At 39.1% G+C, this 22640-nt stretch carries 21 protein-coding genes; 8 read left to right on the forward strand and 13 right to left on the reverse strand.

Annotation, left to right across the window (positions count from 1 at the left end):
• Positions 1–26: 26 nt before the first annotated feature.
• Positions 27–407 carry a DUF3192 domain-containing protein gene (locus EU510_RS13310; protein ID WP_149593890.1) on the reverse strand — a complete coding sequence of 127 codons (381 nt, stop codon included), beginning with the start codon at positions 405–407 and terminating at the stop codon, positions 27–29.
• Positions 408–592: 185 nt separating this feature from the next.
• Positions 593–1537, reverse strand: a complete 945-nt coding sequence (locus EU510_RS13315) for a D-2-hydroxyacid dehydrogenase (protein WP_149593891.1) — start codon at positions 1535–1537, stop codon at positions 593–595.
• 412 nt (positions 1538–1949) lie between these two features.
• Between EU510_RS13315 and EU510_RS13320 the strand changes: the two genes are divergently transcribed.
• Both EU510_RS13320 and EU510_RS13325 read left to right on the forward strand, forming a co-directional pair.
• Positions 1950–3083, forward strand: a complete 1134-nt coding sequence (locus tag EU510_RS13320) for a 1-acyl-sn-glycerol-3-phosphate acyltransferase (RefSeq protein ID WP_149593892.1) — start codon at positions 1950–1952, stop codon at positions 3081–3083.
• Positions 3084–3191: 108 nt separating this feature from the next.
• Positions 3192–3437, forward strand: a complete 246-nt coding sequence (locus EU510_RS13325; RefSeq protein ID WP_149593893.1) for a DUF1289 domain-containing protein — start codon at positions 3192–3194, stop codon at positions 3435–3437.
• Here EU510_RS13325 and EU510_RS13330 read toward each other — a convergent pair.
• Positions 3434–4132: a transporter substrate-binding domain-containing protein gene (locus tag EU510_RS13330; protein ID WP_149593894.1), complete on the reverse strand. Its 699-nt coding sequence runs from the start codon at positions 4130–4132 to the stop codon at positions 3434–3436. The genes EU510_RS13325 and EU510_RS13330 overlap by 4 nt on opposite strands.
• Before the next feature lie 120 nt (positions 4133–4252).
• Between EU510_RS13330 and EU510_RS13335 the strand changes: the two genes are divergently transcribed.
• The 3 genes from EU510_RS13335 to EU510_RS13345 are packed head-to-tail and all read left to right on the forward strand — an operon-like array spanning position 4253 to position 9400.
• On the forward strand, positions 4253–4456 hold the full coding sequence (locus EU510_RS13335; protein ID WP_149593895.1) for a DUF3283 family protein: 204 nt from the start codon (positions 4253–4255) through the stop codon (positions 4454–4456).
• A 14-nt stretch (positions 4457–4470) separates the two neighbouring features.
• The gene (locus tag EU510_RS13340; protein WP_149593896.1) at positions 4471–4872 is read left to right on the forward strand and encodes a GNAT family N-acetyltransferase; all 402 of its coding nucleotides are present in this window, start codon (positions 4471–4473) and stop codon (positions 4870–4872) included.
• A 25-nt stretch (positions 4873–4897) separates the two neighbouring features.
• Positions 4898–9400 (forward strand): EAL domain-containing protein, encoded by a 4503-nt coding sequence (locus tag EU510_RS13345; RefSeq protein ID WP_149593897.1) that lies wholly within the window; start codon positions 4898–4900, stop codon positions 9398–9400.
• 16 nt (positions 9401–9416) lie between these two features.
• Here the strand turns inward: EU510_RS13345 and EU510_RS13350 are convergent, their stop codons facing one another.
• Together EU510_RS13350 and EU510_RS13355 are read right to left on the reverse strand one after the other, a co-directional pair.
• Positions 9417–10370: an ion transporter gene (locus EU510_RS13350; RefSeq protein ID WP_149593898.1), complete on the reverse strand. Its 954-nt coding sequence runs from the start codon at positions 10368–10370 to the stop codon at positions 9417–9419.
• On the reverse strand, positions 10370–13039 hold the full coding sequence (locus EU510_RS13355; protein WP_149593899.1) for a bifunctional acetate--CoA ligase family protein/GNAT family N-acetyltransferase: 2670 nt from the start codon (positions 13037–13039) through the stop codon (positions 10370–10372). Before EU510_RS13355 ends, EU510_RS13350 begins: the two co-directional genes overlap by 1 nt.
• Positions 13040–13153: 114 nt before the next feature.
• Between EU510_RS13355 and EU510_RS13360 the strand changes: the two genes are divergently transcribed.
• On the forward strand, positions 13154–13870 hold the full coding sequence (locus tag EU510_RS13360; protein ID WP_149593900.1) for an SIMPL domain-containing protein: 717 nt from the start codon (positions 13154–13156) through the stop codon (positions 13868–13870).
• A 275-nt stretch (positions 13871–14145) separates the two neighbouring features.
• Positions 14146–14589: a hypothetical protein gene (locus tag EU510_RS13365; RefSeq protein ID WP_149593901.1), complete on the forward strand. Its 444-nt coding sequence runs from the start codon at positions 14146–14148 to the stop codon at positions 14587–14589.
• On the opposite strand, the gene EU510_RS13370 is transcribed toward EU510_RS13365, so the two are convergent.
• From EU510_RS13370 to EU510_RS13405, 8 genes are all read right to left on the reverse strand, one after another.
• Positions 14572–15240, reverse strand: a complete 669-nt coding sequence (locus tag EU510_RS13370) for a hypothetical protein (RefSeq protein ID WP_149593902.1) — start codon at positions 15238–15240, stop codon at positions 14572–14574. The two genes, EU510_RS13365 and EU510_RS13370, sit on opposite strands and share 18 nt — an antisense overlap.
• A 90-nt stretch (positions 15241–15330) precedes the next feature.
• Positions 15331–17166, reverse strand: coding sequence for a DUF885 domain-containing protein (locus EU510_RS13375; RefSeq protein ID WP_149593903.1), 1836 nt, complete (start codon positions 17164–17166; stop codon positions 15331–15333).
• Between the two features lie 79 nt (positions 17167–17245).
• Positions 17246–18382, reverse strand: a complete 1137-nt coding sequence (hemW, locus tag EU510_RS13380) for a radical SAM family heme chaperone HemW (RefSeq protein ID WP_149593904.1) — start codon at positions 18380–18382, stop codon at positions 17246–17248.
• Positions 18379–18978 (reverse strand): RdgB/HAM1 family non-canonical purine NTP pyrophosphatase, encoded by a 600-nt coding sequence (gene rdgB / locus EU510_RS13385; protein ID WP_149593905.1) that lies wholly within the window; start codon positions 18976–18978, stop codon positions 18379–18381. The genes hemW and rdgB overlap by 4 nt, the downstream gene beginning before the upstream one ends.
• 4 nt (positions 18979–18982) lie before the next feature.
• On the reverse strand, positions 18983–19426 hold the full coding sequence (locus EU510_RS13390) for a DUF4426 domain-containing protein (RefSeq protein ID WP_149593906.1): 444 nt from the start codon (positions 19424–19426) through the stop codon (positions 18983–18985).
• 57 nt (positions 19427–19483) lie between these two features.
• A complete protein-coding gene (locus EU510_RS13395) occupies positions 19484–20017 on the reverse strand; it encodes a YggT family protein (RefSeq protein ID WP_149593907.1) in 534 nt (177 codons plus the stop codon).
• A 26-nt stretch (positions 20018–20043) separates the two neighbouring features.
• Positions 20044–20865 carry a pyrroline-5-carboxylate reductase gene (gene proC, locus EU510_RS13400; protein WP_149593908.1) on the reverse strand — a complete coding sequence of 274 codons (822 nt, stop codon included), beginning with the start codon at positions 20863–20865 and terminating at the stop codon, positions 20044–20046.
• Between the two features lie 17 nt (positions 20866–20882).
• Positions 20883–21596 carry a YggS family pyridoxal phosphate-dependent enzyme gene (locus tag EU510_RS13405; RefSeq protein ID WP_149593909.1) on the reverse strand — a complete coding sequence of 238 codons (714 nt, stop codon included), beginning with the start codon at positions 21594–21596 and terminating at the stop codon, positions 20883–20885.
• 2 nt (positions 21597–21598) lie between these two features.
• Between EU510_RS13405 and EU510_RS13410 the strand changes: the two genes are divergently transcribed.
• The gene (locus tag EU510_RS13410) at positions 21599–22639 is read left to right on the forward strand and encodes a type IV pilus twitching motility protein PilT (RefSeq protein WP_149593910.1); all 1041 of its coding nucleotides are present in this window, start codon (positions 21599–21601) and stop codon (positions 22637–22639) included.
• Position 22640 lies beyond the last annotated feature (1 nt).

Genomic DNA, 22640 nt, shown 5'->3' on the forward strand with positions numbered 1-22640 from the left:
TTTTGTATCAAACTGCCTTTTATTAGTTACTGCGTGATCATACCTAAAGCGGTCTCACCAATGCCCACTAACTTATCATTTTTAAATACAAGTGGCGTACATTCATCTTTTGTTGTTTTTGAATCTGAATGCTTGCTATGCGTTACATAAAAAAGTACTTGGTATACATCGTCATCTTTTTTTAATAGCTCTGTAAAATTAGGCGTTTTTAATTGCGTTAAAACAGATTGGTAGCTGCTATCCATTTTTAGCTCTGATATAACTTCACGATTATTTTTATGTCGTGCTTGCCAGCTTGATGAATTTTTCCCTGCCCAATGAGTCTCAGCTTCACCATCTGATACGGCAATAACACAGCCTGTTAAAAATGGAGCGATTAAAGCGGCTGCTAAAAGTGATTTTTTCATTTTTATTTACCTTAATAATATTTTTAATTGGTTATTAACAGTATTAAAGCAAAGAGTAGACCATACTGATAAGTTTTTATGAATCAGCTTGTTAAGTGAGTTAAGCTGTTTTTATGTAATAAAATATTAAATATATTAGTAAAAACAGCCATTTTTTAGCTTATTTGATTACTACAATAAAATGGCTAAACCAAGCGGTTGCGTAATTCACCTTTAGTAAATGCCGCAATGTTTAAATTTACTTCATTAATTAAGCGCACAATAGATTCAGTACTTGCCCATGCAATATGTGGAGTAAGTAATAAGTTATTGCCTTTGTAATTAGCTAGCGGGTTTGAAAGCTCTGCAGGTTCTTTAGTGAGTACATCAACACCGGCTCCTGCAATTAAGTTTTGCTCAAGTGCTGTTGCTAAGTCGGCTTCGTTAATAATACCACCACGTGCAGTGTTAATAATTATAGCGTTTGGCTTCATCATTTTAAGCTCATTAAGTGCTATTAGATCGCGTGTTTCATCTGTTAGCGGGCAGTGTACACTGATTATATCGGCTGTTTTAATAACGTCTTCAAAAGGCGTACGATCATCGCGACAAGCAACTCCTTTACGCTCTGCAACAATAACATTAGCGCCAAATGCCTCAGCCACTTTAGCAACGCCTTTGCCTAATGTACCGCCACCTATAATGGCAAATGTTTTACCTTGTAAATCATTAAAGCTGTAATCGAGTATGCAAAACATTTCGCTTTTTTGCCACGCGCCTTGCTGGCAATCTGCCTGATAGCGATGTGTATTACCCAGTAAGTTAGTAATTAAAGAAAACGTATGTTGAACAACAGAAGGTGTTGAATAGCCAGCTACATTAGTAACGGCAATACCAAATTCTTTAGCGGCTTCTAGATCAACATTATTAGTACCAGTTGCACTTACACAAATTAATTTAAGCTGTGATAGTTGGCTAATAGTGTCGCGATTTAAAACCGCTTTATTAGTGATTAATACATCTGCGCCTTGGCAATGTTCAATAACTTGCTTTGGGCTAGTAAGTTCATAAGTCGTTAATTTACCAAGCTGTTCAATACAAGTAAGAGACGTTTTAGCTAACGTAGCGTTATCGAGAATAGTAATGTTCATTATGAGCCCTAAAATAAGTGGATCTAAAAGAGTTAAAATCGTAAAAAGAGGCCTACGATCCAGCAAAAATCTAAAATATGGGCTTAAGGTACTACGAAAGAAAGGCTTTGTTAATGGTATTACTACCAAATGATTAGAGGGCATGTAATTAAAGGGTTTAGTATTAGTGGTCTGCCCACTAGCTGATTAAGAACATGGTATTTTGATCAACTGATCAGTTTTTTGCACTTTTAAGCAAGCTCATGGTCATAGAAGCTAATTAAACTCGGCTGTAAATAGATTTTTTAGCGAGTTGCTAAAAATAAAAATCGTTTTTTGATTATTTCGCATTTTAGATTGGCTGAGTTATAATCGGATATAGACATAAACGGTGCGCTTTGGCGTGCCGTTTTTTAACATTGTAGATGTAGTAATGAGTGAATTAGAAGATAAATACGCAGATATACGCCCATACAACGACGACGAAGTTGCGGCGTCGCTTACTCGTTTAATTAACGATAATGCGTTTATTGATGTAATAGCAAAGTATAATTTACCGCGCTTCTTATCGGCAGTGCCTTTTATTGCACGCCCATTAGTAAGAAGTCAGTTACGTAAAAAGTGGGGCAAAGTAAGCACCGTTGAAGACGTACAAAACGAAGTGGCGCAATACTTAGATAAATTAGTAAAACGCACCACGTCAAAAGTAACCTTTTCTGGGTTAGATCAGTTAGACCCAAACCAAGCTTATTTATTTATTTCAAACCACAGAGATATAGTGCTCGATCCTGCATTAGTTAACTGGGGTTTATATCAACATAAAATGAAAACAGTGCGTATTGCTATTGGCGATAATTTATTGCAAATACCTTACATTACTGAGCTTATGCGTTTAAACAAAAGCTTTATTGTTAAACGCTCAGCAAAAGCGCCAAAAGAAATGCTCAAAGCGCTCACCCAGCTTTCATCTTATATTTACGACTCTTTAGTTGGCGGTAATTCTATTTGGATTGCGCAAAAAGAAGGGCGTGCAAAAGATGGCTTTGATCAAACTGATCCGGCACTTTTAAAAATGCTGCAACTAAATGGTCGTAAGCAAAAGAAAGAGTTTGGTGAATATATTAAAGAGCTTAAAATTGTTCCTGTGTCTATTTCGTATCAATATGAGCCGTGTGCAATCGCTAAAGCAAAAGAGCTTTATCATAAGCAACACCATGGTGAATATATAAAATCAGCAGGTGAAGACATTGCAAGTATTGTTGAAGGCTTTAGCACCGCGAAAGGGCATGTACATTTAGCATTTGGGCAACCAATAGAAGAGCAATGCGATAGCGCAGAAGAGCTTGCTAAAACAATTGATCAGCAAATAGTGGATTCATTTTACTTACACCCAGGTAACTATATTGCTGGTGGCTGTAAAAAGGCGGTTATTGACTCTCCAGATACCGCTAAGTTTGAGCAGCGTTTAGCACTGGTACCAGAGGAGTTAAAACCGTTAGTACTGGCTATGTACGCTAAACCGTTTCATCGTAAAACAGAGATAAATACGAATAGCTGCGAGCATTAATACTCTTAGCTTAATAGCCTTAAAAGTAAGCAGCAATTAAATTGCTGCTTTTTTTTTGCTCAAAAATGACGCTATACTAAGCACCTCTAATTAAACGGTGCTAATGCTATGCAACAAATTGAAATATTTGATATTCCAAGCCCTTGCAAAAGTATTTGTTTAGTTAATAACAGAGGATATTGTAAGGGGTGTTATCGCAGTCGTGATGAGCGCTTTACATGGAACTCACTTACTAACGCCCAAAAAAAGAAGGTGCTTAGTTTATGTCAGCAGCGTTATAAACGTTACCTACAAAAAAAGCAGCAAAGTGTAGTTCTAAATAAACAGGCGCAGCAGCAAGGATTCGACTTTTAAAAGCTCAACCCATACTTGGCTCTTAGTGCGTATACGGTACCGTTGTCAGTTAGGTTAATTAATGACATTTTAAGTTTTTCTACTAGGTTTTTATTACGTTTATTTAAATAATGATAAAGCGGATACGTACTCAACACTTCTTTTTCAAAGCAACCTTGGGGTGTAGGGAGATCGTTATTTTGCATTATAAAGTTAATCATTAAAGCCCCTTGTACTTTTTTCTGGGCTAGTAAATTAAGCTGGGCATTCATACTTTTAACTTTAATAATATTTCCTGCAAATTGTGTACTTCCTAAATAATGCTCTTGGACAGGGTAGCCATCAACAATTGCGACACTATCGAGTTGTTCTAAACTGCGAGGTAAACAATTTTTATATAATACTAAGTCAAACTTGAACAGTTCATAATCAACTCTAATTAAGTTCTCATAGTTTTCTTCAATGCTTGCGTCTCTCCCTAACTGCCCATCAAGTACGCCATTATTTGCAGCGAGCAAAGCATTTTGATGGTTAAAATCGATTATATTTATTTTAAAACCTATATCTGCGTATGCTAATTTTAAAAGCTCTAAGGCATAATCAGCTTGAGGTGTGCTTTGCGGACGGTTAAAAGTAAGGTTGTATTGATGGCTAAAACAAGGTGCAATAAAAAATAAATTTACCAATAATAACAAGATACTAAAACGTCTGTTCATTATCGGTTCCAATTACTACAGAAATAAATAAAATAAGACGCGTATAATAACAAGTAGATTACCTCTTGCCCAGTTTAGAGAGGGGAATCAAATAATCTTAAAAACGAATGAGGAAGTATTGTGAGTTTTAATTTATGCCTATTACCACGTGAAGAAAAATATCAAATTCAGTTAGATTATGAAGCGTCTTTTTGGGCGTATCAAATTAAGCGTAACAAAAAAACGAGAGAGCAAGTTTACAGCACAATCCATAGCCGCCCAATGGCAGAGCAAATGGTCTTGAAACAAAAATTTGAACAGTATTTAGCGCTAATGCTTAGCTAAATATCGATATAAAAATGTATAAAGTTGAAGTGTTAAATGAACTAAAAACCCCACTTGTGAATAAATTTTACAAAAAGCACAGCGTAAGAGGGCGTGCTAATAAACAGGATAAGGTATGGGTTACTTACTATAATAATGAAATAGTGGCAGCATGTAGATTACAAGATAAAACAGCGTTTTTATTTTTATCTACCATGTTTGTTGCGCTGGAACATCGCGGTAAAGGGATTGCAAAACAATTGCTATCCACACTCTTGAAGTCCCAAAATAGAGAGATAAAGACCTTCGCATATGAAAACGTAGCTGATTTATATCGCGCTATTGGTTTTAACCAGGTGTTAACATATACTCTTGCTTTACAAGTACTTTTTGATACTTACAAACATCGAAATATAGTCGCTCTAGAGTACCCATAATAATAAATAATAATATGGAATAAGCATGAGTAAATGCGTTAATGGGATAATTAGTTGCTTTGTAGTTTTAATAACTATTCTAAGTTGCCAAGTAGAGGCACAAGTAAAACGTTTATCTCCAAGCGAAGGTTTATCACAAAGCTACGTTAATACTATGCTTATAGACACTAACGGTTACCTGTGGCTTTCGACTGAGGCCGGGCTCAATCGTTATGATGGCTATCAAGTTATTCCAATAAATGGACCTAATGGTGAATTAGAAGAGGCGATCATCGATCGTATTTACCAAGACCCTCAAGGACATATTTGGATTGCCTCGTTACTTGCAGGCCTATTTAGGTACGACCCCGTAACAGATTCATATCAGCAATTCCTTGAAAAACCTACCAGTGAAGAAGAAATTATCAATCAGTCTGTTTTTAGTATGGTGGCCGTTGATAAAAAAACGCTTTGGATTGGGCGAGGCCGCGATTTTGCAAAGCTTGATATCGCAACCGGAAAAATAACAACTATTTTTGAGCTGCCTGCTAAATATAAAAATACCCTTGTGAGAAAGCTGTTTGCTTACAATGGTTATATATTTATAGGTACAAGCCATGGCGCATACGTATTTGATATTGCCACAGAGCAAGTTAGACCTCTACAGCATTTAAAAGGTGAAGCTGAACATATTTACCAAAATAATGTTAAGTCGTTCGCATTAGGTGAAAATAAACAGTTGTTAGTCGGGGCGGTACAAGGCTTATACGAAGTTGATATTAGTAACTTATCAAAAATGTTTGAACGCCCAGATTTACCTTTTAAGAGTAAAGTATTACTAAGTGACCTAAATGTTTGGAGCATAGTAAACGAACACGGAACAATAGATTTAGCTACCGACAAAGGCTTGTTTAAATTTGATTTAAACACCGGTGAGATGATTAAAAATACTCGAATAGCCCAAAGTAAGTACACACTTGCTGATACCAGCATTATTGATATGGCTAAAGATAAATCGGGTGGTACATGGGTTGCGACTAAAACTGATGGAGCGTTTTACTTATCTCACGACAGTTATCATTTTAATAATGTCGATGGCACTTTGCTCGGTGGGGATGGTTTATCACATCACTCTATCTGGGGGATTACCGAATATAAAGACAAGCTTTGGCTTGCAACGCATAATGGTATTACCGAGGTTGATTTAAAAACAAACATTGGTAAAGCTTATTTAAAAGACTACAAAGTTGACTTACTCACCACTGAGTTTACCGTATATGAAATAATGCCCTATAAAGATAATTTATGGCTTTATACAAACCGTGGTTTATTTATTTTTGACCCTGTAACGCATCAAGTGAGCGAACCTAAAGTACATAACCCTGCTAATCAAGAGCTGATTACTGGTAGGGTGCATGGCGTTACACTAATGCCAAATGGCGATCTATACTTTGTACACTCAGATCATGGGGTATTTATATACAATATAGATTCACAGGTAGTAACGCGTTTGGGTGGTCAGTTTGAACAATTTGAACCCTTTTTAGCTCATGGCTTTTTACCCGCGTTGAGTAATAAGCCAGACTCGCCACTATTTTTTAATGCTGGAATTTTATATCAAGTAAACCCAAGTGATTTAGCACTTAAAATGATTTACAAAGTGCCAAAGCAGCATGAAAACGTAGCCATTAGCGTGCTTTCTTATTTAATAGATAACAACAATATATTGTGGATATCACTTTCTAATTTTGGATTGATAGGCCTTGACGCATCTACTTATCAATTAGTACATACAATCGATTTAGAGAAGAATAAATTAGGCACATTGCTTTACGATATGGTGCTAGATGATGATGGCATGATTTGGATGAGTAGCCATAAAGGCATTTGGCGATTAAACCCAGAAACACTTCATTTTCAACAATTTTCTACGTCAGAAGGACTACTCTCTGCTGAGTTTAATAGTAACGCCATGGCACAGCTTAAAGATGGCCATATTGCGTATGGTAGCTTAAAAGGTTTTACTTATTTTCACCCGATGGAAAACCAAAATTACCAATCACTTATTGATCACGTAAATATTACGCGAGTTGATTTAATGTCACGAGATTTATCGCTTGATTTAAAGCAGCCGCTCAACGAGGTTGTGTTAAACCATGATGATATAGGGCTTGAAGTGGCATTTTCTGCCATGGCATTTAGCAATCAAGAACGCATCATTTATGAGTATCAACTCGATAATGGACAAAAAAGTTATACTCGAAATAACAACCGCGTATTGTTTCCAAAATTGAATCCAGGTAATTACCAATTAAAAGTTTGGGCTAAAGACCCCCTGACTGGAGAATATACCTCGCCTGCTATTTTAAAAATAAAAGTAAAATATCCGCTTTGGCGTGCACCTTATTTTATGGCGCTTTACGCCATGCTGTTTATTGGCTTTGTTGCTATGTGGGTTATGCGCCGTAATAAAATTCAGCGTATTTTGTTGGCAGCAAATAAAGAAAGTAAAGAAAGCGAAGCGCGTTTAAAACTAGCGCTTGAAGGCAGCGAATCGGGTGTATGGGATTGGGAATCAAGCAATCCAAGTATTTACCAACCTCGCTTAGCGAGTGAGCTAGGCTACGAAAATGAAACCGTGAGCCTTGATGAATATTTATCTAAAATTCATCCTCAAGATAAACAATTATTTCGCTTAGAGTGGCTTGAATTTTTATCTACCGATAAAGGTTACTTTAATTGTACTTATCGCCTGCGTCATGCAAAAGGCTATTGGCGCTGGTATAAGGATTTTGGAAAAGTAGTTGAGTGGGATGATAAAACACCACAAAAAGTGGCGGGTACGTATACAAATATGACCCGTGAAATGGTGTTTGAAGAGCATGCTTTACTATTTACAGCAGCGTTTGAGCAAACGCGTGATTGGGTGTTTATACTCGATAAAAATTTAAATATTCGGGCTTCTAATAAATCACTACAAACCGCCTTTAACTTCTCCGCAGAGTCGTTATCTAGCCGGACTTTAAATTTAGGTATATCGCGCAGCAATCGTTTTGATTATTTACGCATTATGCAAAAGCTATCTGTTGGAGAGCACTTTTCGTGTGAAGACAGTGTGGTTTTAGCTAATGGTGAGTCGCGTCATGTACTTGTGAAAATAAGTGCAGTAGCCGATAACGAGCAGCGCCTTAATAGTTATGTGATTATTTTAACCGATATAAACGCACAAAAATCAGCTGAAAACGAGCTGCACTTACTGGCCAACTACGACGCCTTAACTGGGCTGCCAAATCGTACATTATTTAATGACCGGGTTGAACACGCCCTAGAACAAGCAAAACTGCATGGATGCAAAGTGGCTTTGTTACACATCAATATTAAACGTTTTAAATACTTTAATGATTCTTTAGGGCACGAAGCGGCTGATGAGCTAATTAAAGAAGTTGCTGAGCGCTTAAAGTGTTCTTTGCGACCATCGGATAGTGTTGCGCGATTTGGTGGCGATGAGTTTGTTGTGCTAGTAGAAGATATTCATCAGATAGAGCAAGTACTTATAATATGCACTAAGTTAATGGATTGCGTGAATCAAAATATTACGATTAATGGCCAAGTTGTAAACGTTAATTTAAGTATTGGTGTGTCGATATCGCCAGATGACGCAGAGCAAGGCCCTGCACTTTTAAAAGCTGCGAGCATAGCGTTATATCATGCAAAAGACTCTTTAGAGGGGCGTTATCAGTTTTATAAGCAAGAGATGAATCAGCATGTTCAAAGAGCGCTGCATCTTGAATCTCAGCTTACTAGAGCGTATCAAGAAGAAGAGTTTTGTAATTATTATCAGCCCATTATTAATGCTAAGAGCCAAAAAACAGAAGGCTTTGAAGTACTGCTGCGTTGGCCCGAAAATAAACTAGTACAAACTCAAGAGTTTTCGATGGCAGCAGAGGGAATAGGCTTAATTACAAAAATTATGCTGCAGACCTTTGCGCGCGCTTTATTGGAGTTAAAAGAGTGGCGAAAAGCCTCACCTAACCTGTATTTATCTATTAACTTATCAGCACTAGATTTTGAGTTTAAAGACCTTGTTCCTGAAATTAGAAGAGCGTTAAGTAAAGCGGGTGTATCGTCTGAGGCAATTGTTTTTGAAATAACCGAATCAATATTAATGCGTGATTCAAAAGAAGCGCTGCATAGCATGGATCAACTTAAAAAGTTGGGTTGTAGATTGTACATGGATGATTTTGGTACAGGTTACGCATCACTTACGTATTTAAAACGTTTTCCTATTGATGTACTAAAAATAGATAGAAGCTTTGTACAAGACATAGGCATAGATTCTGACGATGAAGCTATTATCCAATCAACACTTGCCCTTGCTGATAGTTTAGGTAAAGAGTGTGTTGCGGAAGGCGTAGAAAGCTCGCATCAACTTGCTTTTCTAAAGGCGAGAGGGTGCAAGCATTTCCAAGGGTATTTATTTAGTAAACCGGTACCTAATACCGACGTACTCGCGCTTATTAATCGCGATTGGAGTGACATATTCAATTGAGAATAGTCGTACTGATTTAGGGTCTTTTACCGCAGTGTCTGCAAAACATATGGCTGTTATGCTCATTTAACTGCGTTTTAATGGCCTTATTAGCTTCTAGCTTACTCAAGCCTAACTTATGACGTAGCTCTTCTAGGTGTATTTGTTGAGTGTCATTAAGTGTGCCACCTTGAATTGACTCGTGCACAGCGTCTTCAAAAAACTGACGGCGCTTACGTATTTGTTCTGAAAAACTAGATGCCAATAACCCTGTAGGAATTGCGATCATGCCCATGCTTAGAAGAGTGATCACACCGCCAAAAAATTTCCCCATTGCCGTTATAGGCACTACATCGCCATAACCAACGGTCGTCAGCGTTGCCATTGCCCACCACATTGCCGCAGGAATAGAGCCAAATTTATCGGGTTGAATATCGTGCTCAATTAAATAAATTCCGCATGAAGCTAAAATAAGCACGACGGCCATTATAAAAAAAGCAGCCATTAATGAACTACCTTCATCCATAAATGCTTGTAACAATAACTGCATTGCACGGGAGTAACGAGTGAGTTTAAATACTCTTAATAACCTAAGTACGCGTAAAAAACGTAAATCGAGCGGGAATAAAAACATCATTAAGCTCGGCAAAATCGCGATTAAATCAACAATTGCCAAAGGGGAGAAAAAATAGCTAAGCCGACGTTTGGTATGAGACCCTTCCATTGCTGCATATTTTGTTTTATCTACACAGGCCCAAAGCCTGGCTAAGTATTCAATAACAAAAATAGCGACCGAGACAATTTCTAACACCAAGAATTCGTTGTAATATTGCTCAGCCACACTTGGAATTGACTCAATAACAATGGCTACAACGTTAATCATTATTATGCTAATGAGTGCAATATCAAGAATATGCCCTGGACGTTGATATTGACCTGTGCCTTCAAACAGGCAAGCCATTTTTTGGCGTAACGTTTGCGGTTCATTCATTATTTAAGTTTAAGCACCATGTTAATACTGCCTTCTTCAAAGTCGCGACTAATTGTAAAACCTAGCTTACGGGCAAGTTTAATCATCCCTGTATTCTCTGGTAAGGTGATGCCCTCAACTGACTCCACACCTTGGTGTTTGCAGTGATTAATTGCAGCGCTCATTAGTATACGACCAAGCCCTAAGCCTTGGCAGTCTGAGCGCACTACTATAGCAAACTCAGCATGTAGGTTATCGGGGTCCATAATGACGCGAGACACACCCAGAGTGCGGGTTTTACCTTCAAAGCGTTGGCAAACAATAAACGCCATTTCACGGTCGTAATCAATTTGCGTCATTTTAGCGAGTTGATCGTGGTTAAACTGTGGTAGTTCGCCAAAAAAGCGTTTATATCTGTCCTCTTTATTAAGTGATTCATCAAATGCTTTATGGGCTTGCTCATCTTCTGGCTTTATCGGTCTGAGCGTAGCTTGGGTGTTGTTTTTAAGCGTTACTACTTCAACAAGTTCAATAGGGTAGGGACGAATAGATAAGCGCTTACGATTGCTCTGAGTTTGATAGCGGCTAAGTGTCATGGTGGCATCGAGCACTAAAAATTGACCATTACTGGCAAGTATAGGATTAAGTTCCATTGAGCTTATGTCAGGTTGATCAATAACTAACTGAGAAATACGCGTTAGCAGTGCACACAAACGATACTTATCAACCTTTTCGGGGAGTATGCGCTCCTTTAGTACGCCTTTATCGTGCGCTGCGGCAATTAAATACTTTGCTAAGTTCATATTCAGAGGAGGCAGAGCAACGGCGGCTTGTGCATATTCAAGGCCGGTGCCTGCTTCACCTAATAATATAACTGGGCCAAAATTAGGCTCGGTTTTAATCGCAATTCGCAGCTCATTTGCGCCTGCTCGCGGCGCCATTTTTTGTAATGAAAACCCTTCAATAACAGCATCCGGATACGTATTTTTAATACGAATAAGCATTGCAAAAGCAGTTTGTTCAACCTCGTTCGCGTCATTTAAGTTAAGCACCACACCACCTACTTCAGACTTTGAAGCAATACTTGGGCTAATAAGTTTCAGCGCGACCGGAAAACCAAGCTCTATGGCTTGCTCTTTGGCTTCTGTTGGGGTGTAAGCCACTTCAGTTTGAATGCATTTAATACCATAGTGGTTTAATACTTGGCTTGCCTGATGGGTAGGTAAGTAGCTTTGTCCGTCATCTAAAAACTCATTAATAAGCGCTTTAGCGGCTACTTTATTTATTTTTGCGTCATCAGTGTTCGACTCAGGTGTTTGCGTTAAATGTTTTTGGTTTCGACGATACGTTACCAAGTGCATAAATGCACCAACAGCCCCTTCGGGCGTACGATAAGTAGGTATTGCGTTGTTTGAGCACACTTTTCTGGCAGCGTAAGATGCGTCTTCACCCATAAAGTTAGTTATAACGTAAGGGCGCGCCATTTTAGGCAATGTTTGTAAGGTTTCTACAATAATGTTGGCGTAGTCTTCGCTGGGCGCAAGCGCTGAGGGAGTATGGATAATCAGTAAATTTTTAACTTCTTTTGCGTGCAGTAAAATTTCTAATGCTTGCTTGTACCGAGCAGGTGCTGAGTCGCCAAAAATATCCACAGGGTTTGAGGTGGTTTCGGATTGTGGGATGACTTTATTTAGCGCATTTCGGGTTTCAATGCTTAGCTCTGCTAATTTACCGGAGTTTTGAATAAGCTCATCAACGGCCATAACACCCGGGCCGCCACCATTAGTTAAAATTGTTAGTTGTTCTACTTTTAATAATTTTGGATGCATGGCGAGTGTTTGTGTCGCTGCAAATAGTTCTCGTAAATCATTTACCCGCAGCATACCCGCTCGTTGAAATAACGCATCGTAAACAGCGTCAGAGCTTTGCTTTCCGCCGGTGTGAATTTCGGCTGCAAGTGCGCCCGCAGTTGTTTTACCTGTTTTAATCGCAATTACAGGTTTACTAAAGGCCGCAGCTCTTGCTGCTGATATAAAACCACGAATATCTTCAATGTTATCTATGTAGAGTAAAATAGCTTTGGTTTTGGCATCACGACCTAAAAAGTCGAGTAGTTCATTAAAGTTTATATCAAGGCAATCGCCTACAGATACAAAATATGAAAAGCCAATTTCTTTGTTTTTAGCCCAATCTAAAATGGTTGAGCATACTGCTGCTGATTGCGATACAAATGCAATTTTACCAGGACTTGCCACGGTATGTGAAAAGCTCGCATTTAAACCAATATGAGGGATCAGCAAGCCTAAGCAATTGGGTCCAAGCAAAGTAACTTGCTTGGCTTGAGCGCATGCTTTAAGCGCGCTTTTTTGCTCCCCAGATAGTCCATCGGCAATAACAATAGCCGTTTTACAGCCCAGCTCTCCAAGCTGCTCAATAATATCAATTAAGGTATTTTTGTTAGTACAAATAACAGCAAGGTCAGGTACTTTTGGTAAGTCAGCAATAGAGGGGTAAGCAAGTACGCCATGTACTGCGCTATGGCTTGGAGTAACAGGCATTATCGGCCCTTTAAAGCCACCCTGAAGTAAGTTGCGCATAACCACAAAACCAGCCCGAGTTGATATATTCGAGGCGCCAATAACAGCCACTGAGCTTGGGTTAAAAAATTGGGTTATACGCTTAAGGCTCATGGTTTTTCCTAGGCTGATTAAATTTTGCGTTATTTATAGTCTCAATGTACCCTGTTTACTGTGTTATTTCGAGCGTCTAGATGCTTATTATTGATATCAATCAAGGAGATTATTGTGAATAAAACCCCCGGTTTTTACATTGTTATAGCGGCTATTTGTTTAAGTATAGGCTTAATTAGCTTAGGGTTTATTTTAAAAAGTACCGCTCTAAGTGTAAAAGGGATGGAACGTACTGTGCAGGTTAAGGGATTGGCCGAGCGAGAAGTAATAGCCGATACGGTAATTTGGCCTCTGCAATTTAGTGATGCCGACAATAATCTTGAAAAATTAGTAAGCCGAGTTGAGAAAAAAAATGATGCGGTAACTGCTTTTTTAAAACTCCATGGTTTTGACGACGATGAAATAACAATAGGTAGCCAGTCAGTTATTGACAAGCAAGCGCGTGAATACAGCAATGAAAATCAGCAATTTAGATACATAGTGCGCTCAAATATTACTGTTTATTCTGCTGCGCCAGATAAAGTGCAAAACGCGCTGAGTAAAGTAAGCCAGCTTGCTAAACAAGATATCGCAATAGTGCAGGATAGCTACGAGACAAAAGTTGAATACATCTTTACTGGCCTCAATGATGTAAAACCTGCGATGGTGCAAGAAGCTACTGAAAAAGCGCGTGAAGTCGCTAATAAATTTGCTAAAGACTCTAATTCAAAATTAGGCAAAATAAAAACAGCTCGCCAAGGGCAATTTAGTATCAGTAATCGAGATTCAAATACACCGCAAATAAAAAATATAAGAGTGGTGACCAGCGTTGAATATTATTTAAATGATTAGGGCCTGTTGACCTTTCAGGATTAAAATTTGTTCAATCTAGGGGCCGATTTAATCGCGGCGTGAGGTTTGTAACCTAGCGGGCTAAGTAAAAACCGAGCAACAAAGAGTAAATTGCCCCTAGGCAGAACCCTTCGGGCAGCGCATGTTTGGCATTTATTCCACGTTATCGCCTATTAATGGGGAATAATCACACTGCATAGGCTCTGCCTTGCCTAAATACCAAACATACTGCTGCAAATTTAACCTCGAAAGATAAACAGGCCCTAGGAGATAATATGTCAGAGTCTAAATATGGTCAGTTTGTACTGGCTCCCCGTTCGTACTTCTTTACTGCTATAGCGAGCGTAGTATTTGCGTTTATAGGCTTTAGTTATAATGCATGGCGGATGGAGGCAAGTGAAGAGAATAACAATACACGCATTGCTAGCTTTCAAATCTTACAAGAGCTAGCCGAGCTTGAGCTTATTGTATTTGCGGCACATTACGATAATAACAAAATAGATGGCAGCCCCAGAAAAGGCTGGGTTAAAGTTAACTTAATTCATGACTTAAGCTACTTGGCCGTTGATGAAGTACATTTAAAAACAAAAGACTTACAAAAGGTCTGGCAAACAAATTGGCCAAATATGGTTGATCACCAAAGTGCTGCGCAATCTATTACACATGCCATAGACAGTGTGCGTACAGAAGTTGTGAGTGAATTAAAGCGCCTTGATTAAGTGAGCAACTTGCGCCGTTGAGCGTTGCAAGTAAGCGGCGCTCAGTAAAATTGTGGTCTCGTTAACTTTTTGCCCTTTTAGTGCGTTGGCAAGCTGCTGTTTTGCGTTAGGATTTTGTTTTTGCTCTATTTCCATTAATGCTAACAAAGCTGAAAATTCATGCTTTACCGGTGTGCTCGGTTTATGTGCATAGGCTATGTAGCAGGCAACCGGTGTTAAGCCATGAGAGTTGGGCTGCGCGAGCGCTTTAGCTAACTCATCATTTGATTCAAACAACATCAAAGAGCGCACATAGTTAAATGGCAGCTTTGTCGCATCGGCATGCTTAAACACATTGTGTAGTACGTTATTTCCTTGTGTATCTTGTACTAAAAAGCCTTTATTTACTTTCAGCGCAGGGGTAAAAAAGCTCAATGCGTCAATATTAGTGAGTTGATTAATAAAAGAAGAAGGCGCTGTGTTAGAGCTTAATATCCGCGTTGCTATGTTTTGCATAAAGTCATACTTAACACTCAACCTTTGGGCGCTGTCATATAAATGGTTAAGCTGCAAAGTTTGCTGAGCAGGACTTAACTGCTTAAAGTCGTTATCGAGCTCATTTAACTGTTGCTTTGAAATACGCGCATTAAGTAGTTGTATGCTTAAATCCATTATTATTTCCAAAAATCTTTTTTACTACTATAAAACAAAAAAGGCCGCAAATGCGACCTTTCATATTTAAAGCAATTGTTTAAATTGGTTTTAAGCTTTTTTGCTTGCTACCCATTCATTAACAAAGTTTTCTAGTACATTAAGTGGTACAGGACCATTTTTAAGCACTACGTCGTGGAACTGGCGAATATCAAACTTATCACCCAGTTGCTTTTTAGCGTCTTCACGAAGCTCTAAAATCTTAAGCATACCCACTTTATAAGCCGTTGCTTGTGAAGGCATTACAATGTGACGCTCAACCATTTTAACACCGTCAGATGTTGCATTAGGCGTGTTATTTACGTAGTAATCAATACCTTCTTGGCGAGTCCACTTCATCGCGTGAATACCCGTATCAACCACTAGACGACATGCGCGCCATAGCTCCATTGAAAGACGACCAAAATCTGAGTAAGGGTCTGAGTACATGCCCATTTCTTTAGGAATGAACTCTGAGTATAAACCCCAACCTTCAATGTACGCTGTGTAGCCACCAAATTTACGGAACTTAGGAACGCCTTCTAGTTCTTGCGAAATAGCGATTTGCATGTGGTGACCCGGAATACCTTCGTGGTAAGCAAGTGCTTCCATTTGATATGTTGGCATAGCTTCCATATCGTAAAGGTTTGCGTAGTAAACACCTGGGCGTGAACCATCTGGAGCTGGCTGTTGGTAAAATGCCTTGCCCGCTGCTTTTTCACGGAATGCTTCAACTGCTTTTACTTTTAAATCAGCTTTTGGCTTAACAATAAATAGCTCATCTAAACGCGTTTTCATTGTATCAATAAGTCCAGTGGCTTCATCAAGGTAGCGTTGCTTACCTTGTGCATCATTAGGGTAGTAAAATTGTTTGTCAGTTTTCATAAACTGCATAAACGCTTTTAAGTCACCTTTAAAGCCTACTTTATCTTTAATTTCGCGCATTTCATCATGAATACGTGTCACTTCAGATAAACCAATTGCATGAATTTCTTTAGCGGTTAAATCTGTTGTTGTAGTGCGCTTAAGTGCGTTGTTATAAAACGCTTCACCGTCAGGTAGTTTCCATGCGCCATCGCGATCGTCAGCACGTTTTTCAAGCTGTGCTAGGTAATTAATTAGCTCAGAGTAAGACGGTTTAACAGCCGATTTTAATGCATCTGATGCATCGCTAATTAACGAGTCTTTTTCGTCTTGGCTAATTTCAAGCGCTGTTACTTTTCGTTTAAAGTCGGCAAGTAATGTAGAGTCATCGCCTTTTTCAAACGGCGCACCGTGGATAATATTTTTGCTTGAATCAATAACATGCGGAAACACAAACTTAGGAGCAATAATCCCCTTATCAGCACGAGTTTCTAAATCAGTAATTAGCTGATCAATAACGTCAGTTACACCGTTTAGGCGTGAAATGTAGTCTTTAGCTTCTTTTACATTACTAACTGAGTGTTGATTAATTAAAAACGCAGGGATCATAGAATGCGTACCAAACATTTGGTTCACAGGGTAATTATGGTAACGCCATTTAAAGTCAGCAATTGAGCTTTCAAGATCCTGTTTTTTTAAGTCGTAGCTAACTTTAGTTGCGTCATCTAATAAGTCACGGTTAATGGCTTTTAGTGTAACTAAGTCTGCTTTTGTTTGTGCTAAATCTTTAAGCTTTCTTTCTTCGCTGCCATCGTCCCACTTATCGTAATCTTGCTTAATCCCCATGTATGTTTGATATACAGGGCTGCTCATTACATCGCGGTTAAATGTATCTTCAAAAAATGCATTGGCTTTGTCTATTTCACTTTGTTGTGATTGAACTGCTTGTGCAATAGGGGCTGAAGTAGACTGTTGTGTTGTTTGCTGGCAACCAGCAAGTAGTGCAACGCTTACTGCGGCCGCAATAAAAGTGAGTTTACGCATTGTTTTCCCTTTTGTTGTTAGAAACCCATTAGGGTGATTTATATTTATTAGTTTTATATTGCTGTGCAGTGCCTTCGCGCTACACAAACAATTCTAGCAGGTCATTTAAAAAGCGATGACCTTTTAAGGTTACCTGCCAATGGTTATCTGTTTGAGTCAATAAACCTTTATTTACTGCTTGGTTTAATGCACTTTGCTGACTTTGCAGCGCCAGTGTTGTTAGTTTATTAAAATCATTAATTGGGCAAGGCTCAACAAGGCGAAAGCGATTCATAAAAAATTCAAACGCTAAATCGTCTTGCTCTACATGCCAGCTTTTATACATATATGGTTTAATTAAATCCATATAGCCGCGTGGATGTTTAACCTTTTCGGTACGCGTTATAAGCCCTGTATTTGCATCAGTAACCTTACCATGCGCGCCACAGCCAATACCGAGATAATCGCCAAAACGCCAATAATTTAAGTTATGTTGGCATTGATAGCCCGGTTTTGCATAGCCCGATATTTCGTATTGCACGTAACCGGCTTGCGCGAGTAACTCAACCCCTTGTTCTTGAATGTCCCACAGTGTTTCGTCTTGTGGCAAGGTAGGGGGCTTTGAAGCAAACTGAGTATTGGGTTCAATAGTTAATTGATACCAAGATATATGCGGAGGATCGAGCGCTATTATTTGTTTTAAATCACTCAATGCATCATCAAGTGTTTGGCCCGGTAAGCCATGCATTAAATCAAGGTTAAAGCTTTTTAAACCGGCTTCTTTAGCTTGCTGCGCGGCATAATTTGCCTCGTCGCTGCCATGAATCCGACCAAGTGCTTTTAATTTGTCGTTTTGCATGCTTTGCACACCAATAGAAATACGGTTAATGCCTGCTTTTACGTAATCTTTAAAGCGACCTGTTTCTACTGTACCAGGGTTGGCTTCAAGGGTAATTTCACAATTGTCTTCAAGCCCAATTAGGTTGTCGACTTCATTTAATAATCGGGTATAAGCTGCACCAGTTAATAAGCTTGGCGTGCCGCCACCAATAAAAATACTGTGAATTTTACGCCCTTGTACTAGGTGCAAATCCGCTTTTAAGTCATCAATTAAGTGTTGAACATATTCAGCTTCAGGTATTTCACCTTTTTGCCCGTGGCTATTAAAATCGCAGTACGGACACTTTTGCACGCACCAAGGCACATGCACATATAAGCTCAGTGGTGGAAGGTTCACAGGCCGCCTTTTTGCTGTAGTTCTAGTAATAATTTTTGCAGCGCTTGTCCGCGATGACTCACTGCATTTTTTTGCTCTTTTGTAAGCTCAGCACTCGTACAACTTTGCTCTGCTACAAAAAACACTGGATCGTAACCAAATCCACCGTTGCCATTTTGAGTGAGCGTAATTTCGCCTTCCCAACTAGCACTACAAATAAGCGGAGTAGGGTCGTTTGCGTGGCGCATTAACACCAGTACACACCAAAAACGAGCACTACGGATAGGGTTATCACCTAAATCAACGAGTAACTTATCGATGTTATCTTGATCGCTAGCACCTGGGCCTGCAAAGCGAGCTGAATACACACCGGGCGCACCATTTAAGCCATCAACTTCTAAACCTGAGTCATCGGCAATTGCAGGCATGCCAGTAATTTTAGCGGCATGGCGTGCTTTAATAATGGCATTTTCAACAAAGGTAGTGCCGGTTTCGGCAACTTCACCTACGTTAAAATCGCTTTGTGGAACTACATTAATATTCAAAGGGCTTAGCATGTTAGCGAGCTCTTTTACTTTGCCAGGATTACCTGTAGCAAGTACTAAAGTTTTGGTCATGTTATTAATCTACGTAAAATTTTTGCTGAAACTGTAATTTTTGAAATTGATTATTTTGTTGTATCTCAATCTCAAAGCGTAAAATCTCTTCGTTGGTGTAATCAACTTGGGCAAGGTAATAAATTGAATCACCTTCTTTTACTTCTTTAAAAGTAAGCGTTTGTTTGTTGCCAAGTAGGTTTTTAGCTGTGCCTGTAAGCTTTGCCGTTTGTGCTGTGTTTTCGGTATTATTTTTTAATATAGAAATATTCACAATGCCTTTGTATCCGCTCCGTTCAAGGCCATACGCTGTTGCTATTTTTGGCTGAATAAAAGTAGAAGGAAAGGCGATGTAATGTACTTGCCAAGGGCCAAGCTCTTTGTATTGTGCGCCTTGCATTTCTTCACTTTGCGCGTTAAACGTAAATGCTAAACAAGCAATAAAACAAAACTTAATTAAACTGTTCATTATGGTGTCCTATATAAAAAAGAGGCCATAAGGCCTCTTTTACTTAAAATTGAGTGCTTACGCTAAAAAGTCCATAAACAGCATTTGTAAAAACTGAATACCAATAATAAGTACTAATACTGATAAATCTAAACCACCCATTGGCGGAAGAATTTTACGAATAGGTTTAAGCATTGGCTCAGTAAGCTGATGAAAAACCGCTTCAATAGGGTTATAGCCTTGGCTAACCCAACTTAAAATAGCGCGTATAATAAGTACCCAAAATACTAAATTAAGGCCTTCTTTTAGTACCGTTATAAGTGCTTGAATAAGCACAGGCTGTATTGCCCACGCATTATATATAACAAGCATTAAAGTACTAATTTTGGCTACAGCCACTATAAATGCCAACAATAGAGATGCTAAATCAAGCCCACCAAATCCAGGAATGATTTTACGCAGTGGTTTTACCGCAAACGAAGTGGCTTTAACCACAAACTGGCTCATTGGATTATAAAAGTCGGCTTTTGCCCACTGCAGCCAAAAGCGCAGTAATACCACCATTAAAAACAAATCAAACAGGGTACTGATTAAAAATTGCATGGCATTCATAGTGTAACCTTCAATAAAAAGTGGTTTTAAAGTTCTTTTTCCATTTGCTCCGCGCGTGCAATACACGCATCCATAGCATCGCCAACGGTTTTAGTTAAGCCTTCATCTTTTAAGTGCTCAACAGCTGCGTGAGTAGTACCGCCTTTAGATGTTACGTTTGAACGTAGTTGCGAAATACTAATATCAGGCTGGCTAAGTGCCATTTCGGCAGCTCCAAGTGCTGTTTGTTGCACTAAACGTCGAGCATCTTCATCGTTAAACCCCAGTGCTTTGGCTTTTTCTTCTATTGCTTCCATAAATAAGAAAAAGTAAGCAGGAGATGAGCCCGTAACCGCAATAATATCGTTAATTTGCGACTCTTGCTCAACCCATACAGCGATGCCAGTACATTCAAAAACTTGCTGTACAAATTCGTGCTCGCTTTGTGTTTCGCCAGCGCCATATAAACCTGATACACCACGCCCTAATAAAGACGGTGTATTTGGCATACAACGTACCATTTTAACGTCTTGGCCTAGCATTTCACGTAAACGCTTAACGGTTAAACCTGCGGCAACCGATATAAATAATTTATTACTAAAGTCTACGCCTGACTCTTGAAACGATTTACATAAATCGCCCATCATTTGAGGTTTAACAGACAAAACAATTACATCAGCATCGCGCAGGGCTTCGTTATTGTCACTGGTGGTTTGCACCTTGAAATCGGCTGCTACCTTTGCAAGCTTTTCTTGGTTGCGGTTAGTAGCAATAATATTACTTGCGTTAAAACCATTTTTTACCATGCCACCAATAATGGCGTAGCTCATATTACCTGTGCCTATAAATGCGATTTTTTTATCTGACATAAATCTGTTATCACCTTTTAAGTTCGTGTTCCAAAAATGTCTGTGCCGACTCTTACCATGGTTGAGCCTGCAGTAATGGCAGCTTCAACATCGTTACTCATACCCATCGACAAAGTATCTATTTGAGGATATTGGGTCTTTAGTTTATCAAAGCAAGTTTGTAATTGCTCAAAAGATTGAGTTTGAGCTAACGGATCGTCGCTTTTTGCGGGAATAGCCATTAAACCGCGAAGTGTTAAGTGCTCACATTGGTTAATAAACTCAGCAAGTTCAGAAATTTGCTCAACACTACAACCCGATTTGGCGTCTTCTTCGCTTATATTTACTTGAATAAGTATATTAAGAGGCGGTTTATCGTTTGGGCGCTGTGAATCTAATCGCTTTGCTATTTTTATGCGATCAATACTTTGTACCCAGTCAAAGTTGGCAGCCACTAATGCACTTTTATTTGATTGAATAGGGCCAATGAAATGCCAAATGATGTCGCTATATGACTGCAGTTGAGTTATTTTATCTATAGCCTCTTGAACATAAGATTCACCAAATTCGCGCTGGCCATGCTCATAAGCTGCTATAACATCTTCGCTTGGTTTAGTTTTAGACACTGCAAGTAGAGTGACTTCGTTAGTGCTTCGCTGTGCAATTTTTGCCGCGTCTGCAATTCTAGCGTAGGCGGATGTGAGTCGTTCTGCTATTGTAACCATATATTTATCAGTTAGTTGTGGAGTCATAAATGGATATTACCGAATTATTAGCGTTTAGTGTGCAACACAAAGCATCCGATTTACATTTATCATCGGGTGTTTCACCTATGATACGCGTAGACGGTGATGTTCGTCGCATTAATATACCAGCCCTTGCAGATAAAGACGTAAACAGTCTGGTTTACGATATTATGAACGATAATCAACGCAAGGACTATGAACAAAACCTCGAAGTGGATTTTTCGTTTGAAGTACCTAATTTAGCACGTTTTCGTGTGAATGCGTTCAACTCTAATCGCGGGCCAGCTGCGGTATTTCGTACCATACCAAGTGAAGTGTTAACACTTGATGATTTAGGTGCGCCAGATATTTTTAAAACAATTTCTGACACCCCTCGTGGACTCGTATTAGTGACAGGGCCTACAGGCTCAGGTAAATCAACAACACTTGCCGCTATGGTTGATTACATAAATCAAAATAAACATCACCATATTCTAACAATCGAAGATCCAATTGAGTTTGTTCACGATAATAAATTAAGCCTTATTAATCAACGAGAGGTACATCGCGATACTCATAGCTTCTCAAATGCGCTTCGTAGTGCACTGCGTGAAGACCCTGATGTAATACTTGTAGGTGAGTTACGTGATTTAGAAACAATTCGTCTTGCAATGACCGCAGCCGAAACCGGTCACTTAGTATTTGGTACGCTGCATACGACGTCTGCACCAAAAACCATTGACCGTATTATTGATGTATTCCCAGGTGAAGAAAAATCGATGGTGCGTTCAATGTTATCTGAATCTTTACGTGCTGTTATTTCGCAAACTTTACTTAAGAAAGTAGGAGGTGGGCGAGTTGCCGCACACGAAATTATGATTGCAGTACCCGCAATTCGTAACTTAATCCGTGAAGATAAAATTGCACAAATGTATTCATCTATTCAAACCGGCGCGTCTGTAGGCATGCAAACAATGGATCAGTGCTTAACTAATTTAGTTAATCGCGGGATCATCACTACTGCCGCAGCGAAAGAAAAAGCACAAGACAAAACACAATTTGGTGGGTAAG

Origin of the sequence: Pseudoalteromonas sp. FUC4 (assembly GCF_008370255.1) — a bacterium.
In the GTDB taxonomy this organism is placed as follows: domain Bacteria; phylum Pseudomonadota; class Gammaproteobacteria; order Enterobacterales; family Alteromonadaceae; genus Pseudoalteromonas.

Bases quoted from the DNA above. Each gene is read 5' to 3' on its own strand.
- EU510_RS13340 (WP_149593896.1), top strand. From the start codon at position 4,471: ATGTATAAAGTTGAAGTGTTAAATGAACTAAAAACCCCACTTGTGAAT.
- EU510_RS13315 (WP_149593891.1), bottom strand. From the start codon at position 1,537: ATGAACATTACTATTCTCGATAACGCTACGTTAGCTAAAACGTCTCTT.
- proC (WP_149593908.1), bottom strand. From the start codon at position 20,865: ATGTCAGATAAAAAAATCGCATTTATAGGCACAGGTAATATGAGCTAC.
- EU510_RS13390 (WP_149593906.1), bottom strand. From the start codon at position 19,426: ATGAACAGTTTAATTAAGTTTTGTTTTATTGCTTGTTTAGCATTTACG.
- EU510_RS13355 (WP_149593899.1), bottom strand. From the start codon at position 13,039: ATGAGCCTTAAGCGTATAACCCAATTTTTTAACCCAAGCTCAGTGGCT.
- EU510_RS13320 (WP_149593892.1), top strand. From the start codon at position 1,950: ATGAGTGAATTAGAAGATAAATACGCAGATATACGCCCATACAACGAC.
- EU510_RS13325 (WP_149593893.1), top strand. From the start codon at position 3,192: ATGCAACAAATTGAAATATTTGATATTCCAAGCCCTTGCAAAAGTATT.
- EU510_RS13365 (WP_149593901.1), top strand. From the start codon at position 14,146: ATGTCAGAGTCTAAATATGGTCAGTTTGTACTGGCTCCCCGTTCGTAC.
- EU510_RS13405 (WP_149593909.1), bottom strand. From the start codon at position 21,596: ATGACTCCACAACTAACTGATAAATATATGGTTACAATAGCAGAACGA.
- EU510_RS13410 (WP_149593910.1), top strand. From the start codon at position 21,599: ATGGATATTACCGAATTATTAGCGTTTAGTGTGCAACACAAAGCATCC.
- EU510_RS13395 (WP_149593907.1), bottom strand. From the start codon at position 20,017: ATGAATGCCATGCAATTTTTAATCAGTACCCTGTTTGATTTGTTTTTA.
- EU510_RS13330 (WP_149593894.1), bottom strand. From the start codon at position 4,132: ATGAACAGACGTTTTAGTATCTTGTTATTATTGGTAAATTTATTTTTT.
- EU510_RS13370 (WP_149593902.1), bottom strand. From the start codon at position 15,240: ATGGATTTAAGCATACAACTACTTAATGCGCGTATTTCAAAGCAACAG.
- EU510_RS13375 (WP_149593903.1), bottom strand. From the start codon at position 17,166: ATGCGTAAACTCACTTTTATTGCGGCCGCAGTAAGCGTTGCACTACTT.
- EU510_RS13310 (WP_149593890.1), bottom strand. From the start codon at position 407: ATGAAAAAATCACTTTTAGCAGCCGCTTTAATCGCTCCATTTTTAACA.
- EU510_RS13345 (WP_149593897.1), top strand. From the start codon at position 4,898: ATGAGTAAATGCGTTAATGGGATAATTAGTTGCTTTGTAGTTTTAATA.
- EU510_RS13350 (WP_149593898.1), bottom strand. From the start codon at position 10,370: ATGAATGAACCGCAAACGTTACGCCAAAAAATGGCTTGCCTGTTTGAA.
- rdgB (WP_149593905.1), bottom strand. From the start codon at position 18,978: ATGACCAAAACTTTAGTACTTGCTACAGGTAATCCTGGCAAAGTAAAA.